Genomic DNA, 18,178 nt, shown 5'->3' with positions numbered 1-18,178 from the left:
TGCGGCCACCGTTGCCGCCCACACTCTTCTCATAGCCATGTCCCCGCCCCGCTACTGTCCTGGTGCCGCGTCCCTCCCCGGCAGTATCGAGTAGAAGGATGACATATTCGTGAACCGGATGTGATGTATCCGAGTCCGGAACGTTGTCGGGAAACGACGGGGCCGGCGGATCAGCCGCGGACGACGGTCACCTGTCCCCCACCGATGTTCGTCACGAAGACGTTGCCCGTCCCGTAGTCGACCGCCGTTCCCGGAACCGGCCGCTCGACGACGCTCCCTTCGGCGGTCGAGGCGGGTTCCGCGACGACGATGTCGGGCCCGAAAAGGTTTGTCACATAGATGTTTCCGCTGAACGGATCGGTGACCACCGCGCCCGGCGGAGGCGGTGGCGGGGCCGGGAGCTCCGCCGGCGCGACGGCACGGTCGACGACCGTGACACCGCCTGTACCGACATTCGTGACGAAGACGCCGTCGGTTCCCGCGTCGAGGATCAGCTCCGGCATCCCGGGGAGCGGAGCCTGTGCAGGCCCCGCAACGGGCTCGGGCGTGACCTCCGTCCGGTGCACCGTGACCGCGCCGGTACCGACATTGGTGACGGCGACGTTGCCGAGCCCGCCGTCGACCCGCATCTCCACGAGCGCGGTGGACACCTCGGTGCGTCCCGGGACACGCCCCTCGGGATGCGTGACGGTCACGGCGCCGGGACCCACGTTGGTGATGCATGCGTTGCCGACGCCGCCCTGGAGTCCGAGCAGGCGGGGACCGTCGAATCCGAAAACCGGTGGGACGGGCTCGGCGCCGTCGATCGTCACGAGCCCGCCACCGTTGCGGATGCACGCGTCCGCAGGGTCCGCGGTCGCGGTGGGAGCCGCCGCGACGGCAGCCACGACGGCACCCGCACCCATCACGACCGTTGCCAGTGCCCGTCTCGTAGCCGTCATGCGCAGAACCATAACGGGTGCGACGCCCGGCGACACGGAAATATCACAAGCGCAGCGCGTCCGGTGGTCCCTGTCGAGCGGATTTCTGTGGATCCACCCCCGGAAAGCAGGGGCAGCTCCACCGAAACCCGAGGAACGATGACCAAGCAGTGCGCCATTGGCCGGACCGTTTCGGCGATCACGCCGTCGCCGCCTTCCGCATCGCCGTCGGTTTCCTGTTCCTCTGCCACGGCACCACGAGCCTGTGGGCGTGGCCGGCGGAACCCTACGGCGGAACCACCGCACAACTCGGCGCATGGCCCGGCTGGTGGGGTGCGATCATCCAGGTCGTGTGCGGCACCGCCCTGATCGTCGGTCTCGGTACCCGGCTCGCGGCCTTCCTCGGCTCCGGATCGATGGCGTACGCCTACTTCTGGGGTCACCAGGCCGACGGCGCACTGCCCATCCAGAACGACGGTGAATCCGCCGCGCTGTTCTGCTGGGCGATGTTCGTCCTGATCTTCCTCGGCTCCGGATCGTGGGCCGTGGATCGCCTCCTCGCGCGGCGGCGCGAGGAGGCCACACCCGAACCGGCGCCGGCCACCGCAACCGACACCGATCCCGCGTCGCTCGTCGACGCCTGACCCCACCCACGAACGCCGCCCCCCGAACGCCACTGGGCCGCACACCTTCCGGTGTGCGGCCCAGTGGTCGTACCTCGTTCAGCGCTGCGGCATCGTGGTGGTCGCGATCGGCGCCGGCAACGCCGTCTCACCCTCGAGGAAGCGGTCCACCGCAGCGGCGCACGCGCGACCCTCGGCGATCGCCCAGACGATGAGCGACTGTCCGCGACCCATGTCGCCGGCGACGAAGACACCGTCGACGTTGGTGGACCACTCCGACGAACGGGCGACGTTGCCACGCTGGTCGAAGTCGACCCCGAGATCGGTGAGCAGACCCGGCTTCTCGGCACCGGTGAAGCCCATCGCGAGCAGCACCAGATCGGCCTCGAGTTCGAAGTCGCTGCCTTCGACCTTCTCGAAGCGACCGTCGACCATCTGCACCTCGTGCGCCTTCAGCGCGGTGACCTTGCCGTCCTTGCCGATGAATTCCTCGGTGTTGACGGAGAAGACGCGCTCGCCGCCCTCCTCGTGCGCCGACGAGACGCGGTACATGAGGGGGTAGGTCGGCCACGGGGTGGACTCGGCGCGCTGCTCCGGCGGCCGCGGCATGATCTCGAACTGGTGGACGCTCTCCGCACCCTGACGGTGCGAGGTGCCCAGGCAGTCGGCGCCGGTGTCGCCACCGCCGATGATGACGACCTTCTTACCCTCGGCCGTGATGGTCGGGGCCGGCAGATCGCCGAGCTGCACGCGGTTGGCGATCGGCAGGAACTCCATCGCCTGGTGGATGCCGTCGAGCTCGCGTCCGGGGATCTGCAGGTCGCGGGCGACGGTCGCGCCGCCGGCGAGCACCACGGCGTCGAACTGCTCGCGCAGCTCATCGGCGGTGATGTCGACACCCACGTTCACGCCCGGCTTGAAGACGGTGCCCTCGGCCTCCATCTGCGCGAGACGGCGGTCGATGAAGCGCTTCTCCATCTTGAACTCGGGGATGCCGTAACGGAGAAGACCACCGATGCGGTCGGCCCGCTCGAACACCGTCACCGAGTGACCGGCACGCGTGAGCTGCTGTGCCGCAGCGAGACCGGCAGGCCCGGAGCCGACTACCGCGACCTTGTGGCCGGTGAGCTTCGACGGCGGAACCGGCTTGACGCGGCCGTCGTCGAAGGCCTTCTCGACCAGCTCGACCTCGACCTGCTTGATGGTCACCGGGTCCTGGTTGATGCCGAGCACGCACGACGCCTCGCAGGGCGCCGGGCAGAGCCGGCCGGTGAACTCGGGGAAGTTGTTCGTGGCGTGGAGGCGCTCGATCCCGTCCTCCCACTTACCCTTGTAGGCGAGGTCGTTCCACTCGGGGATGAGATTCCCGAGCGGGCAACCGTTGTGGCAAAAGGGGATACCGCAGTCCATGCAACGGCTTGCCTGGGTCCGGAGGGTGTCGAGCGGGAACGGCTCGTAGACCTCCTTCCAGTCGAGGAGTCGCAGCGGGACAGGCCGGCGGACCGGCGTCTCGCGGGAACCGTGCTTGAGGAAACCGGTGGGATCAGCCACGAGCAGCCTCCATGATCGCCTCGTCCACGTTCGCACCACGGATGGTGGCGTCCTTGATAGCCATGAGTACCTTCTTGTAATCGCGAGGCATGACCTTCGCGAAGTGGCTGACCTGTTGTGACCAGTCGGCCAGGATGCGGGCTGCGACCTCGGAGCCCGTTTCGTCACGATGCCGTTCGACGGCGCCCTTGAGCCACGCGAAGTCCTCGCCCTCGAGATCCTCGAGGTCGACCAGCTCGGTGTTCAGGTTGTTCTCGAAGTCCTTGTCCGGGTTGTACACGAACGCGACGCCACCGGACATGCCCGCACCGAAGTTGCGGCCGGTCTTGCCGAGGATGACGACCTTGCCACCCGTCATGTACTCGCAGCCGTGGTCGCCGACGCCTTCGACGACGGCCGTGGCTCCGGAGTTGCGGACCGCGAAGCGCTCACCCGCGATGCCACGGATGAGGACCTCACCCGAGGTGGCACCGAACAGGATGACGTTGCCGGCGATGATGTTGTCCTCGGGCACGAAACCCTCGGCCGCATTGTGCGGCGGGCGCACGATGATGCGACCACCCGACAGGCCCTTGCCGACGAAGTCGTTCGCGTCGCCGTTGAGCCGCATCGTGATGCCGCGCGGGACGAACGCACCGAAGCTGTTGCCGGCCGAACCTGCGAAGGTGATGTCGATCGTGTTGTCCGGCAACCCTTCCGCACCGTACTTCTTGGTGAGCTCGTGGCCAAGCATCGTGCCGACGGTGCGGTTGACGTTGGTGATCGGAGTGTCGAACGAGACCGACGTACCCGACTCGAGAGCGGGCTGCGCTTTCGCGATCAGCTCGTTGTCGAGTGCCTTGTCGAGAGCGTGGTACTGCTCCTTGGTGCAGTGCATGTCCTGCTCCCCGAAGATCGGGGAGGTGACCTTCTCGAGCAGCGGCGACAGGTCGAGCTTCGACGCGCGGTAGTGCTCGACGGCCTTGCGGGTGTCGAGGACGTCCACCTGGCCGATGGCCTCGTCGAGACTGCGGAAACCGAGTTCGGCGAGGTACTCGCGCACCTCTTCGGCGATGTACAGCATGAAGTTCTCGACGAACTCCGGCTTACCGGTGAACCGCTTGCGCAGCACCGGGTTCTGCGTCGCGACACCCACGGGGCAGGTATCGAGGTGGCACACACGCATCATGATGCAGCCCGAGACCACGAGCGGCGCGGTCGCGAAACCGTACTCCTCGGCGCCGAGGAGAGCGGCGACCACGACGTCGCGGCCGGTCTTCATCTGGCCGTCGACCTGCACGACGATGCGGTCGCGCAGACCGTTGAGCATCAGCGTCTGCTGGGTCTCGGCGAGACCGATCTCCCAGGGAGCACCCGCGTGCTTGAGGGAGGTCAGCGGCGACGCGCCGGTACCACCGTCGTGACCCGAGATGAGCACGACGTCGGCGTGTGCCTTCGACACACCCGCGGCGACCGTGCCGACACCGAGCTCGGAGACCAGCTTCACGTGGATGCGGGCCTTCGGGTTGGCGTTCTTCAGGTCGTGGATCAGCTGCGCGAGATCCTCGATCGAGTAGATGTCGTGGTGCGGCGGCGGCGAGATCAGGCCCACGCCGGGCGTCGAGCCACGGACCTCGGCGACCCACGGGTACACCTTGTGCGGCGGCAGCTGGCCGCCCTCACCGGGCTTCGCGCCCTGCGCCATCTTGATCTGGATGTCGGTGCAGTTGCTCAGGTAGTGCGCGGTCACACCGAAGCGACCCGAGGCGACCTGCTTGATCGCCGAGCGCCGCCAGTCGCCGTTCTCGTCCGGGGTGAAACGGCTCGGATGCTCGCCGCCCTCACCGGAGTTCGAGCGGCCACCGAGACGGTTCATCGCGATCGCGAGGGTCTCGTGCGCCTCGGCCGAGATGGAGCCGTAGCTCATCGCACCGGTCGAGAATCGCTTGACGATCTCGCTCGCCGGCTCGACCTCGTCGAGCGGCACCGGCGGGCGCACGCCCTTCTTGAACTCGAACAGACCGCGCAGCGACGCGAGTCGCTCCGACTGGTCGTCGACGAGCTTCGTGTACTCCTTGAAGATCGAGTACTGGCCGGTGCGGGTCGCGTGCTGGAGCTTGAACACCGTGTCCGGGTTGAACAGGTGGTACTCGCCCTCACGACGCCACTGGTACTCGCCACCCACCTCGAGCTCGCGGTGCGCGCGCTCGGACTGGCGGTCGAGGAAGGCCGTGCGGTGACGGGCCGCGACGTCCGCGGCGATCTCGTCGAGACCGACACCGCCGAGCTGCGACTGCAGACCGGTGAAGTACTCGTCGACGAGTTCCTGCGACAGGCCGATGACCTGGAACAGCTGCGCACCGGTGTAGGAGGCGAGCGTGGAGATGCCCATCTTGGACATCACCTTGAGCACGCCCTTCGAGGCCGCCTTGATGTAGTTGGCGATGGCCTTGTCGAGGGTCATGCCCTCGGGCAGGTCGCCGTTCTGCAACAGCTCGTCGATGCTCTCGAACGCCATGTACGGGTTGACCACGGCCGCACCGAAACCGCACAGGGCGGCGATGTGGTGGACCTCGCGGGCGTCGCCGGCCTCGACGAGCAGACCGACCTTGGTGCGGGTCTTCTCGCGGACGAGGTGGTGGTGCACCGCGGAGGTGAGCAGCAGCGACGGGATCGGCGCCAGCTTCTCGTCGGACTCGCGGTCGGACAGCACGATCAGGCGTGCGCCCTTCTCGATGGCCTGCGAGACCTGCTCGCGGATCGAGGCGAGGGCGCGACGCAGACCCTCACCGCCCTCCGCGACCGGGTACAGGCCGCGGATGATGACGCTGTTGAAGCCGGGGAACTGCTTCTCGTCGTTGACGTGGATGAGCTTCTGCAGGTCGTCGTTGTCGATGACCGGCGCACCGATGAGAATCTGCCGGCACGACGCCTCGGTCGGGTTCAGCAGGTCGCCCTCGGGGCCGAGCATGCCGCCCATGCTGGTGACGATCTCCTCACGGATCGCGTCGAGCGGCGGGTTGGTGACCTGGGCGAACAGCTGCGAGAAGAAGTCGAACAGCTGACGCGGACGCGACGACAGCACGGCGATCGGCGTGTCGGTGCCCATCGAGCCGAGCGCCTCGGCTCCGGAGGCCGCCATCGGCTTGACGAGGAGGTCGACCTCTTCGCGGGTGTAGCCGAATACCTGCTGCCGCAGCACGACACGCTCGTGCGACATGTAGGTGTACTTGCTCTCGGGCAGATCCTCGAGACGGGTGACGCCGCCTGCGACCCACTCCTCGTAGGGATGCTCGGCGGCGAGCTCGCGCTTGATCTCCTCGTCCTCGACGATGCGGCCCTTGGCCGTGTCGACGAGGAACATGCGGCCCGGCTGCAGGCGACGCTTGCTGACGATCTTCTCGGTGGGGATGTCGAGCACACCCACCTCGGAGGCCATGACGACGAGGCCGTCGTCGGTGACCCAGGCACGTGAGGGGCGCAGGCCGTTGCGGTCGAGCACGGCGCCGATGACGGTGCCGTCGGTGAAGCACACCGAGGCCGGTCCGTCCCACGGCTCCATGAGGGCCGCGTGGTACTCGTAGAACGCGCGACGGGCCGGATCCATCGAGTCGTGGCGCTCCCACGCCTCAGGGATCATCATGAGCACGGCGTGCGGCAGGCTGCGACCACCGAGGTGCAGCAGTTCGAGCACCTCGTCGAAACGCGCGGTGTCGGACGCACCCGGCGTGCAGACCGGGAAGATCTTCTCGAGCTTGTCGCGACCGCCGAAGACCTCGGTGTCGATGAGTGCCTCACGGGCGCGCATCCAGTTGGCATTGCCCGTGACGGTGTTGATCTCGCCGTTGTGCGCCACGCGGCGGAAGGGATGCGCGAGCGGCCACGACGGGAACGTGTTGGTGGAGAACCGCGAGTGCACGAGACCGAGGGCCGAGTCGACGCGCTCGTCCTGCAGGTCGCGGTAGAAACCCTTCATCTGGGGCGTGGTGAGCATGCCCTTGTAGACGAAGGTCGACGCCGACAGGCTCGGGAAGTAGACGGTCTCGCTGCCGGGACCGTCCTCGCCCGCGCCGTGGTGGCCGAGCTCGTGCTCGGTGCGCTTGCGCACGACGTACGCGCGGCGCTCGAGCTCGAGGCCGGTGAGCGCGCGGGCGCCGGAGGCGATGAAGATCTGCCGGAAGGTGGGCATGGCGTCCTTGGCCATGGAACCCAGCTCGGACTCGTCGATCGGCACCTCGCGCCAGCCGAGGACCTCGAGGCCCTCTTCGGCGACGATGCGGTCGACCTCGGCGGCCGCGGCGTCGGCCTTGGCGGTGTCCTTGGGCAGGAACGCGATACCGGTCGCGTATGCGCCTTCGGCGGGAAGATCGAAGTCGACGACCTCACGGAAGTAGGCGTCGGGGACCTGGATCAGGATGCCGGCGCCGTCGCCGGTGTTCTGTTCCGCTCCCGCTGCACCGCGGTGTTCGAGATTCACCAGGGCGGTGATCGCCTTCTCCACGATGTCGCGACTGCGACGACCGTGCATGTCGACGACGAACGCGACGCCACAGGAGTCGTGCTCGTTCGCCGGGTGGTAGAGCCCTCGAGGCCCGGGGAGATGAGTCATACCTAGCCTTCGTTGATGCGATAGCACCGACGACCAGCAGCGCTGATGGCCATCTACTGCCGTAGACGGGTATCGGCCGGGTGCCCGATACCTTCGACATCGCCAGTATCCGCTCATCCGCGACGGTGCGGGTGCCTTTTCGGCAGCGCGAGCGTGGACCCGGCGACCGGTGGGACGTCGTGGTCCCACCGTCTTCGAAACGAACGATATGCCAGGTGGCGGGGGGTAATGCAAGCAAGCCTGCCCTATTCTTCCGCCCACCTGCGGAAACGCAGCCGTAACGCACCGGAATCGCGGGCGTCACCCTGCCGTGGAAAGCAGCATTCGCACCATTCGGGACACGCCGTCGCGCGGGTCCGGCCCGTCGTCCTGCGAGGTGCAGCGATGCAGGATCAGTCCGTCCAGATAGTCGATGAGAACCCGCGCGGCGGTGGCGGAATCGTCGACGCCGAGGCCCGCGAGCACGGTCCCGATCCATCCGCGCAGTTCGCTGCGGCGGGTTTCGACCCCGGCACGCAGTTCGGGCGTCGCCATCGCCTCGACGAACATCGCGAAGCGTGCGCGGGTCCGCACGAGGTCGTCCCCCGTCACGAACATCACATATCCGTGCGCCAGGTCTTCGAGCTCACGTGCGTCCCCCGGCAACGCGGCGCCGATCGCCTCGAGCTGGACCCGGTCCCGCTTGAGGAGCCTGTCGAGCACCCCTTCGACGAGAGCCTGGCGGGTGCGGAAGTAGTTCGACGTGGAGCCGGCCGGCACACCGGCGATGGCATCCACGCGGCGGTGGGTGAGGGCGCGCAATCCTTCGGTCCCCACGAGTTCGATTGCGGCGTCGAGGACGGTGGCGCGTTTGTCGGTCACGAGAGACATTCTACGAGGATCACTACAGAGGTAGTGACTGTCCACTACATACGTAGTACCGTCATGACATGACCGTGAAGCCAGGCAGTGCGGCGATCCTCGGCGGCGGAATCGGAGGGCTCACCGCCGCGAACACCCTCCTCCGCCACGGATGGCACATCGACGTGTTCGAACGATCTCCGGAGCCTCCGCGCACCGGCACCGCGCTCGGGATGTGGCCTCCTGCCCTGGCCGCACTCGAAGTTGCCGGCGTCGGCGGACGGGTGGAACAACTCGGCGTGCCACAGCGCTCCGCGACGCTCAGACGCTGGGACGGTGTGGTGCTCGCCCACGTCGGGGACCTTCGCCGGGCACCGGTCATGGTTTCCCGGCCCGCCCTCCTCGACATCCTGCTGTCCGGCCTCCCCGACCACATCGTGAAGTTCGACGCCCCCGCGCCACCGCTCACGGCCCTCGCCGGATACGACGTGATGATCGGCGCGGACGGAATCGGCAGTGCGGTACGTGACGAGGTGTTCGGTCCGGCCTACCGGCCCGTGCACACCGGGTACGGAGCGTGGCGCGGCTGGGTCGGCGGCTCCACCACGAACCATGGAGAAACCTGGGGTCCCGGCGCGCTCTTCGGAATCACCGACCGCGACGGCGACCTCACCAACTGGTTCGCCGCCGTCCGCACCACCGAAGGCACCGGCGGCACCCTCGACGACCTGTACGGCCGCTTCCACGACTGGCACCCCGGCGTACGCGACATCCTCGGCCGCCTCGACCCCGACGACGTCATGTACCACGACCTGTACGAATCCCCCCGCCTCCCGTCGTACGTCCGCGGCAACACCGCACTGATCGGCGACGCGGCGCATGCGATGGCACCGAATCTCGGCCGCGGCGCATGCGAAGCAATCGTCGACGCCACGACACTCGCGACGCTGTTGTCCGAGCATCCGGTACCGATCGCTCTGCAGCGCTATGACCGTGCCCGTCGACGCCGCACCCAGCTCCTCGTGCCCACGTCACGGGCGGTCGCCAGGATCGCGACCGCGTCCCGGCTGACATCTCTCCGCGACTCCTCCATCACAGCATTCGGCCGCATCGCCTGAAACGTTCCGAAAATCACCCGGTCGAGGGAACCGATCGTCACGCTGCTGCGTCCAACCCTGATGGAACGTCTGCCGGACAGGAGTTGGTGAGCTGATGTCAACGCTGAAGGTCGACCCGGACTCGTTGAAGAGCCTGGCCCATGCCCTGGAGGGAGAAGCCGAGACCATCTACGCGTTGGAACCGTCCGCGGCGCTCGAGTCGGTAGCGGGCGCGATGCCATCCTCAGCGGTCGGTGGTGTCGCCGGACGCGCGGGAGCACCACTCGACACCGCCTACCGCGCTATGGCCAACTGCCTGCGACGCATGGCCGAGGCCACCGAAGCGGCCGCGCGGAACTACGAGGTGGCCGAGGAGGAATTCGGCCGCCAACTCGCGGCCGTCGGATCCGACTTCGAAGGAACGGCCCCGTAGATGTTGTCTCCTTCCGCGATCCGCTCGCTCGATCCGGCTGCGCTCACCACGGCTGCCGACGCGGTTGAGTCCGCAAACAACACATTCCGGGAGTCGACCCACCGCGTCGACCGGAATGTGGACTCCACATTCGGTGGATGGGACGGTGAAGGCGGGGCGGCCGCCGCGGCACGTGCGTGGAGTGATCGGGTGGCCGGCCAAGGCATCAGCCGCGCTGTCGACGAGCAGGTCGACGCCCTCCGCGACGCCGCAAACACGCTCATTCCCGCCCGCGCCACCGTCGTCGGAATCGTCGACAACGCGGTTGCAGCCGGCTTCACCGTCCACGACGACGCGCGGGTCGAGGCACCCCGAACCCACACGGGCGACGCGCAGACCGACCTCGTCGTGCAAGCGGGTCTCGACGACACCGCCATGAACTTCGAGGTCCAACTGAAATCGGCGGTGCGCACATTCGACGAACTGGATCGAGACGCCGCCGTCCGACTCGAGCAGGTCAGCATCCGGCTCTCCACGTTCGGCGGGGAATTCCGTTCCCAGAACACACATTCCATCGATGCTCCGGACGGTGCTGCCGACGCTGCGCTCCTAGCATCCGGGGCTGCACGCGATACCGATCTCGAACGCATCGGACGCACCCTGTCGCTACCGTCGGGTGCGAGCATCGAGTACCTCGACGCCTTCTACAACAGCCTCGACGAGGACGAACTGGCGAACCTGCACGAGACGTACAAGACATGGGAAGCCGAAGGCAACCCCGACGCGGCGCGCTGGGCCGACGGTCTCGGCAACGGTCTGCTCATCCTTTCGAATCCCGAATACGGCGGGTCGTGGGAGTCGGTGCCGCAGGACATCCGAGACACCATTCGATACGGCTACGAACCCGACCCGAACGCCGAGCACCCCGGTGAACCACTGGACCGGCTGGATCGACTCGGCGCGATACTCGGCGAGGCCAACCCTCAGTATCGACCCGGAACCGAGATGGGCATCGAGATGAGCCGGGTCGCCGGATATATGGCGGGCATCCCCACCTACGCCGATCCCCACATCATTCCCACCCCCGACCCTTCCTATTACGACCACACGGCAAGCACATTCCTCGACCTCGCCACCCGGAACACCGACACGTCGTATCACCTGCTCACCGGCACCGACGTCGACGGCAGCCCTGCGGACTTCAGTAGGGACGAGGTGCTCGTTCCGCTGCTCACCCGCGAATGGGCCGACGACGGAGCAGCTCTGGCCGGCCTGACGGAGTGGATCGCTGCCGACGCGTTGTCCGCCGACCCGGGTGACCCCGCAGCAGTAATCCGAGCCGAACGTGCGGGCGAGGCAGCATTCGGTTTGGCCGAGGTGTTGTCTGCGCCGGAGTCTGAGTGGAACTCCGACAACAACTTCAACCGTTTCCTCCATATGCCGGGTGCCTCCCGGGAAGAAACCGACCTGACCATAGGTGACGTCAATCCTGTTGCTGTCCGTTCCTTCGCGACCGCCCTGTCACCGTTCGTCGGCGACATGGTCGGTTCCGTCGACGACGCCACCGCCACCAGCGGCTTCGGTGAACTCGGCCCGGTCCCGGCGACGCGCGTATTCACCCTCATGAACACCGACCCTGCGGCAGGTGCCCTTCTCAACGGTGCAGCAATCGCGCAGGCCACCGATTTCGACCGCCGGTTCGCTCTCGAACAACTCGACGGTGTGAACAAGTACAGCTACGGAACGTATTCGGGCCGGTTGCAAAGCCTCGTCGAGGTCGGTTTGAGCAGCACCTACGAGAACGAGAAGCTGGTCGAGCAGGCGGCGATCGACAACCGGAACCAGTCCAGAGCAGACGCGTATGCCGTGGCCCAAACCCTCGTCACCGGTGCGGTGACGGCGTTGCCGGGTGGCGTGGTCACGGGTCCGCTCGTGTACTCGACAGGGGTTTTGTTGCAATCCGAAATCGTCGATGCTGAAGGGCAATACGTGGGGCATCCGTCGGGGGTCGAGGGGTTCGATTCCGAAATGTATCTGACGGAGACGGGCGCCGAAAATACTCGGAGATACAACATGCTCAATGCGTTGGTCGACGCCGGAAGAGTGGATCCAGCGGACATGCCCTTCAGCCAGGCAGAGGGTCACACTATCCCTGAACGCACCAAAGCCGATGAACACGTCCTGACGAATCAAGCTGCCAGCATCATTTCGGAAAACGGGATCGATTACGGGTCCCAGGACATGTATCTCGGATCTGCCTCGAACGGAGCGGGCGACCTCCGAAATATCGTCTATGCAGACCAGAGGGACGGCACCGACGGATTTCGCGATGTGCTCGTAAACGATGTTGTTCCGGCCGGAGGAGAAAGGTGGAACTACGGCGCATGACAACAACGTGCCCGCGGGGGAACCGGAAACTCGTTACCACTCTAGTCGTTTTCATGCTTGTCGCATGCACGTCGGAAACCGAGCCGGCACCGCAGCAATCCCCTTCCCTTCCCGTAGACGCGAGCGAATACCAAGCGCCGGAGCAGGTTCGCAACGCGACCTACGTCTGGTCGGCGGAGCCCGGAATTGATCTGCTGGATAACCGTGGAAAATTGATCCGGGCATCGCACGAATCGATGATGATCGCATTCTACGGAGGTATCGAAACAACCTACCCAGGATTCAGCAATGCGATCGATCCCAGGTATGCGCGCAGGATAAATACCATCGCTACGCGCGCGCTAGTGGGCACGATCCGAGCGCACCTTCTTCAGGTGCATCAGACAGAAAAGGGTTTCAACGCGACCGTCTGCATTCAGCCCTCACACTATGCAGTGCGAAGAGACGACGGCCAGTATCACACTGTGCATGGCTCGGCCATCGAAGAGAGAGTCGAGTTCAACCACCCCACCGCTGAGGATCGCGACCTCGCCCGGGTCCGACCCAACGTCCCACCGAGCACCACTCCCCGCCCGCCATCTCCTCCCATCGCCGACGCGACTCACCAATGGTCCGCGCCGACGGAGGACGTCTTCGCGGGCACCGAGTGGTTGATCAGTTTCGGCGCAGATCTCGGCGATGCCAAGAAACGTTGCGAAGAGTGGGGACGCAGCATCGAGCCGGGGGTGCCCGATGACGGGGCCGAGTTTCTCGTCTCCCCCACCCCACCCGAAACCCTGCCCGCCTACCCGGGCTGGTGAGCACATGAACCGAATTATTTGCGCTGCAATAGCATTCCTTGTCGGATCATCCCTACTTGCAAGCTGCACACCCGATCGAGCGCCGGCACCGGTTGCGCCCCAGACCATCATCACCGCCGAGTACGAACCACCCGGACAGGTCCGAAGTTCCACCTTCGTGTGGTCCGCAGAACCGGGAATCGACCTTGCGGATCAACGCAGCATCCTCACCCGAGCCGCGTACGAATCCATGATCATCGCCCACTACGGCGGACTCGATACCACCTATCCCGGGTTCGCCGGAGCACTCGTCCCTTCCTACGCACGCAAAGTCCCAACTGCGCTGGAAACATCCCTCGTCGGAACATTTCAGGCGCACATCCTCCAGGTGCTCGATACGGCGGCTGGGTTCAAAGCAACCGTGTGCACCCAATGGTCGAAGGTGGGCATCAGGGTCCGAGACGGCGACTATCGCATCAACCAATTTTCCGGGCAGGAGGAATTTGTCGAGTTCACCCGTGACACCGAGGAACATCGGCTCGAAGGGCAACTCCACAGGCACGACCCGGAACCACCGACACCAAGCGATCAGTACCTGACTTCTCTCCCCACCACCGAGCACCAATGGTCCGCTCCTACGGAAGATCTGTTCACCGATACCGGACTCAGAATCGACTTCGGGGGCGACTTGGGCGAAACGATGTATCGATGCGAAGCATGGGGTCGCAGCATCGAACCCAGCTTGCCGCCCTACAGAAGTTCCGAAACCATCATCTCCCCCACCCCACCCGAAACCCTCCCCGCCTACCCGGGCTGGTGAGAAAGGAACCGTGTTGACGTATCCAGAAGAACTCTCCATCGCCGTCAGGCGTGTGCAGGACACGATCGAACGGATAGTAGGCAACGGATCGGTCCACGACATCCGTATCAGCGTCACCCCGACCGGCCGCATCGTCGCCCTCGAGATCCCGCCCGAGGCGTACAACTGGTCGCCGGACGTGCTCGCGACTCGCATTACCGCCGCCCACGACCTCGCATCCGCGGACGCCGACGAGCAGGCCCGCTACGCGCGCGTCGAGTTGGCCGACGACCCGCGTATCCGGCGCATCGTCTCTGGGATCGGGCAGCGCTGACCTCGAGGTGAACGGCCCGTAAACAACAACTGGCCGCAGCGATAAGAATCAGCTGCGGCCAGAGGTAACGAAAGAATAACTTGGGGCACCCGAAACCGTAAGCCCGTCTCAGGTGAGGTCTGTCACAAAGTGTCTCGTTGCCACACCCGGTGGGTACCGAGCAGATCGAGCACCTGCGTAACCGCCGTCTGGGGATCGTCCGCGACGACGACACCCGGTGCCGCCAGACCCTCGAGTGCCGCAGCTCCCGGACCCCACGCCGCCAAGGTTTTCTGGTGGCGGAACGTCTCGTCCACGAGGATCTGCACCCTCTTATCTGCGGGTGCAGCGGCCAGAATGACCGCGTCGAACTCGATCGAGCGGGCCGTGAGGAAGGTGCGCGAGATCGGCACGACTCCCCCGAGCATCCCGCCGTGCGGGGCGACGACCAGCGGGACGCAGTCGGCCGCGTCCACGGCCTGCACGGCCGCGAGCACCTGATCGACGTCGGTGGTGTCGTCGGCGACGATGCCGATCAACCGGCCCTGCACGGGCCACGTCTTGCCAACCTGCGCCAGCGCGGGGCTCTGCGGGAGATCGGAGACCTCGACGGTCGGCTTCGGAGCGGGCAGACCGAGACCGGCCGCCACCTTCTCGCACAACCCGGTGTCGATGTTCGCCAGGATCTGCAGCTGCCGCTCCTTGATGGACTGCTCGTAGCACTTGCCCAGCTCGAAGGTGTAGGCGTAGGCCACGTGGTCCTGCTCTATCTCCGACAGGCTCAGGTAGAACTGGCGGACCTGCGTGTAGTGGTCGTCGAACGACCGGGAGACCTCACGCTCCTTCTTCGCCGCCGGTACCTCCACCGGCAGGTCGACGAAGGCACCCTCGGTGACACCGGCCATGAACGGGCATCCCGCGTCGAGCGAGTTCGGCTTGTACGGAGCGACACCGGTGTGGACGGCGTGCTGATGGAAGCCGTCGCGGAACATGTCGTTGACGGGTGCGTGCGGACGGTTGATCGGGATCTGCCCGAAGTTCGGTCCGCCGAGTCGCGTCAGCTGGGTGTCGAGGTACGAGAACAGGCGGCCCTGCAGCAGCGGATCGTCGGTGACGTCGATGCCGGGGACGAGATGGCCCGGGTGGAAGGCGACCTGCTCGGTCTCGGCGAAGAAATTGGTGGGGTTGGCATTGAGGACCATCGTGCCGATGATCTGCACGGGCGCGAGTTCCTCGGGGACGATCTTGGTGGGATCGAGCAGGTCGATGCCTTCGAAGACCTGCTCCGGGGTGTCCGGGAAGACCTGTACGCCGAGATCCCATTCGGGGTAGGCACCGGCCTCGATCGCGTCGGCGAGGTCGCGGCGGTGGAAGTCGGGATCGAAGCCGTTGATGAGCTGGGCTTCCTCCCACACCAGCGAATGCACGCCGAGCCGCGGCTTCCAGTGGAACTTCACCAGCGCGGTATCACCCTCGGCGTTGACCACACGGAAGGTGTGGACGCCGAAGCCCTCCATCATGCGGTAGGAGCGCGGGATGCCGCGGTCGGACATGTTCCACATCGTGTGCGCCGTGGCCTCGGTGTGGAGCGAGACGAAATCCCAGAACGTGTCGTGAGCGCTCTGTGCCTGCGGGATCTCGCGATCCGGGTGCGGTTTGGCCGCGTGGACGACGTCCGGGAACTTGATGGCGTCCTGGATGAAGAACACCGGGATGTTGTTGCCGACGAGGTCGAAAGTGCCTTCCTCGGTGTAGAACTTCGTCGCGAAGCCACGAGTGTCGCGCACCGTGTCGGCCGAGCCACGGGAACCGAGCACCGTCGAGAACCGCACGAACACCGGTGTCTCCACGTCCTTCTGGAGGAACTGGGCACGCGTGATCGAGCTTGCGGCACCCGTCGCGCGGAAGACGCCGTGGGCACCGGCGCCACGGGCGTGCACCACGCGCTCCGGGATGCGTTCGTGGTCGAAGTGGGTGATCTTCTCGCGGAAGTGATGATCCTGCAACAGGATCGGCCCGCGCCGACCGGCCTTGAGCGAGTGGTCGGTATCCGTCAGCCGCGCCCCCTGAGCCGTCGTCAGGTACTCGCCCTGCTGGGCACGGCCGCGCGGCAGATCCGCGGGAGTGCCGGTGGCCGTCCTGACCTCGGGCTCCGCCTGATCGGGCTTGGGCTCGGGCGGAGTCGTGGGCGTCGTGGGTTCCTCCACGGGTGGCACGGTGGACGAGGGAACACCGGGGATCTTCGGGGTGTCGGCGGGCATGGGAACTCCGATTCGTGTTCTGTCGTCGGGGCTGGACACGTCTTTTCCACGGCTACCCGGAAGGACGGCAGCCAAACGCGGCGGCGGGGCCGTCGGGTCAGAAGTCCTCGTCGATGCAGGCGAGCCGGTCGCCGGCCTGTCCGGCCTCACCCGGTGCGGTCTTGGTGTGCTGTGCGTGGAGCACCACCGAGTTGGCTTCGCCGTCGCGGAACTCCCAGTCGACGGTCGTGGACGCCTCGGCGTTGCCCTGCGCGTCGGTGGTGATGTCGAGCCAGATCTCGTTCTGCGGATTGGCGTAGGCGGGATCGGTGGACGGGGAGTCGGGGTTCGCCGCCGGGTCGACCCGGTTCTGGTAGTGCGGCCCCGAATCGGACGGGTTCGGCCCGCACGGCCGGGTGTGGACGTGCGCCCCGAAGTCCCGATCGGGTTGCAGACCCATCACCCTGAGGGTGACGGTGGTCCGGCCGTTCTCCTCTTCGGATTCGACGTCGAAGGTCGCGCCGACCGGCACGGCCGCTTCGTCGTAGGTGAAGGCATTGTCGTCGTCGCCTCCCTCGTTCGGGAGCCCGAAGGCGTCGCCACTCATCCCGGGCAGCGGCGTGGGCATGGAATCGGTGGTGGTGGTCGTGAGCGAAGTGGGTGGGGTCTCGACGGTGGTCTCGGTGTCGGTGGACGAGTCGTCGCTGCTGCACCCGGCAGCCACGAGCGTGGCGACGGAGAAGCCCGCGACGAGACATGCGTGACGTGTGTTCATGACTTCGACGTACCCCGAGGAGGCCGTCGGCGAACCTGGCCGCAGGGGACGTGCCCGCGCGGGGGGCGCGCAGGTCCTGCCCGGTGCTACGACCCGGCCTCGCCGTCCTCGGCCTTCTGTGCCTCGACGATCGCGGCGAGATCCTCCGCGACCTTCTTCTCCACGGCGCTCTTGTTCACGCCGGCCGCCGAGAGCACGCCGTCGCCGTTCTCGAGTTCGAGGAGCGCGAGGAGGATGTGCTCGGTGCCGATGTAGTTGTGCCCGAGTCGCAGGGCTTCGCGGAAGGTCAGCTCGAGGGCCTTGCGGGCACCCGCGTCGTACGGGATGAGTTCGGGGACGTCGCTCGACGGTTCGGGGAGCGTCGCCACGGCGGCCGAGCGCAGCGCCGCGAAGTCGACATCCTGGGCCGCGAGTGCACGGGCGGCGAGCGACTCGGTGTCGACGAGCAGACCGAGGATCAGATGGACGGGCGTGATCTCGGGGCTTCCCGTGGCACGCGCTTCGTTCATCGACGCCATCACGGTGTTCTGCGCGCGCGGGGTGAATCGCGAGAACCCCTGCTCGGGGTCGAGGTCGTTGTCGCTCTTCGAGACGAACCGTTTCTGGGCTGCCTGCTTGGACACGCCCATGCTCTGCCCGATCTCGGACCACGATTTGCCGGACCGTCGGGCCTGGTCGACGAAGTGGCCGATCAGGTGATCGGCGACCTCACCGAGGTGGTCGGCCGCGATGACGGCATCGGAGAGTTGTTCGAGCGGATCGTCGTGGACCTTTTTGATCGCATCGATGAGGTCGTCGAGCCGGATGGGATGGGACGGCCGAATGGGTTCCATGCGTCAACTCTAAGTTGACG

At 66.3% G+C, this 18,178-nt stretch carries 14 protein-coding genes; 7 read left to right on the top strand and 7 right to left on the bottom strand.

The genetic code is table 11. The annotated features are described in order from the left end of the window. Positions 1–170: 170 nt before the first annotated feature. Positions 171–941, bottom strand: a complete 771-nt coding sequence (locus RBB84_RS21520) for a hypothetical protein (RefSeq protein WP_350246789.1) — start codon at positions 939–941, stop codon at positions 171–173. A gap of 149 nt (positions 942–1,090) precedes the next feature. Here RBB84_RS21520 and RBB84_RS21515 point away from each other — a divergent pair, with 149 nt between their 5' ends. Then, positions 1,091–1,564 (top strand): DoxX family protein, encoded by a 474-nt coding sequence (locus RBB84_RS21515; RefSeq protein ID WP_006553333.1) that lies wholly within the window; start codon positions 1,091–1,093, stop codon positions 1,562–1,564. Positions 1,565–1,642: 78 nt separating this feature from the next. Here RBB84_RS21515 and RBB84_RS21510 read toward each other — a convergent pair whose 3' ends face one another. From RBB84_RS21510 to RBB84_RS21500, 3 genes are all read right to left on the bottom strand, one after another. Next, positions 1,643–3,094, bottom strand: a complete 1,452-nt coding sequence (locus RBB84_RS21510) for a glutamate synthase subunit beta (RefSeq protein ID WP_024102591.1) — start codon at positions 3,092–3,094, stop codon at positions 1,643–1,645. Beyond that, positions 3,087–7,682 (bottom strand): glutamate synthase large subunit, encoded by a 4,596-nt coding sequence (gene gltB, locus RBB84_RS21505; RefSeq protein WP_350246787.1) that lies wholly within the window; start codon positions 7,680–7,682, stop codon positions 3,087–3,089. Before gltB ends, RBB84_RS21510 begins: the two co-directional genes overlap by 8 nt. Before the next feature lie 300 nt (positions 7,683–7,982). After that, complete coding sequence (locus tag RBB84_RS21500) at positions 7,983–8,552, bottom strand: TetR family transcriptional regulator (protein ID WP_350246785.1); 570 nt, start codon at positions 8,550–8,552, stop codon at positions 7,983–7,985. Positions 8,553–8,611: 59 nt separating this feature from the next. Here RBB84_RS21500 and RBB84_RS21495 point away from each other — a divergent pair, with 59 nt between their 5' ends. The 6 genes from RBB84_RS21495 (at position 8,612) to RBB84_RS21470 (ending at position 14,331) form a co-directional block, all read left to right on the top strand. Next, positions 8,612–9,640, top strand: a complete 1,029-nt coding sequence (locus tag RBB84_RS21495; protein ID WP_350246784.1) for an FAD-dependent monooxygenase — start codon at positions 8,612–8,614, stop codon at positions 9,638–9,640. Between the two features lie 94 nt (positions 9,641–9,734). Further along, a complete protein-coding gene (locus RBB84_RS21490; protein WP_350246782.1) occupies positions 9,735–10,052 on the top strand; it encodes a type VII secretion target in 318 nt (105 codons plus the stop codon). After that, positions 10,053–12,419, top strand: coding sequence for a hypothetical protein (locus RBB84_RS21485; RefSeq protein ID WP_350246781.1), 2,367 nt, complete (start codon positions 10,053–10,055; stop codon positions 12,417–12,419). A gap of 53 nt (positions 12,420–12,472) precedes the next feature. Next, positions 12,473–13,219, top strand: a complete 747-nt coding sequence (locus RBB84_RS21480; protein WP_024102586.1) for a hypothetical protein — start codon at positions 12,473–12,475, stop codon at positions 13,217–13,219. Positions 13,220–13,376: 157 nt separating this feature from the next. Beyond that, positions 13,377–14,018: a hypothetical protein gene (locus tag RBB84_RS21475; RefSeq protein WP_024102585.1), complete on the top strand. Its 642-nt coding sequence runs from the start codon at positions 13,377–13,379 to the stop codon at positions 14,016–14,018. 13 nt (positions 14,019–14,031) lie between these two features. After that, positions 14,032–14,331 carry a YbaB/EbfC family nucleoid-associated protein gene (locus RBB84_RS21470; RefSeq protein ID WP_350246778.1) on the top strand — a complete coding sequence of 100 codons (300 nt, stop codon included), beginning with the start codon at positions 14,032–14,034 and terminating at the stop codon, positions 14,329–14,331. A 122-nt stretch (positions 14,332–14,453) separates the two neighbouring features. On the opposite strand, the gene RBB84_RS21465 is transcribed toward RBB84_RS21470, so the two are convergent. The 3 genes from RBB84_RS21465 to RBB84_RS21455 all read right to left on the bottom strand — a co-directional run bounded on the left by RBB84_RS21465 (position 14,454) and on the right by RBB84_RS21455 (position 18,158). Continuing rightward, the gene (locus tag RBB84_RS21465) at positions 14,454–16,571 is read right to left on the bottom strand and encodes a catalase (RefSeq protein ID WP_019290428.1); all 2,118 of its coding nucleotides are present in this window, start codon (positions 16,569–16,571) and stop codon (positions 14,454–14,456) included. A gap of 97 nt (positions 16,572–16,668) precedes the next feature. Further along, on the bottom strand, positions 16,669–17,325 hold the full coding sequence (locus RBB84_RS21460; protein WP_033098111.1) for a superoxide dismutase family protein: 657 nt from the start codon (positions 17,323–17,325) through the stop codon (positions 16,669–16,671). Between the two features lie 86 nt (positions 17,326–17,411). Then, positions 17,412–18,158, bottom strand: a complete 747-nt coding sequence (locus tag RBB84_RS21455) for a Clp protease N-terminal domain-containing protein (protein WP_220666333.1) — start codon at positions 18,156–18,158, stop codon at positions 17,412–17,414. Positions 18,159–18,178: the final 20 nt, after the last annotated feature.

Origin of the sequence: Rhodococcus sp. D-6, assembly GCF_040256695.1 — a bacterium.
GTDB classification, from domain to species: domain Bacteria; phylum Actinomycetota; class Actinomycetes; order Mycobacteriales; family Mycobacteriaceae; genus Rhodococcus; species Rhodococcus pyridinivorans.
The sequence above is the reverse complement of the archived record's forward strand: the minus strand, read 5'-3'. Positions and strand labels throughout refer to the sequence as shown.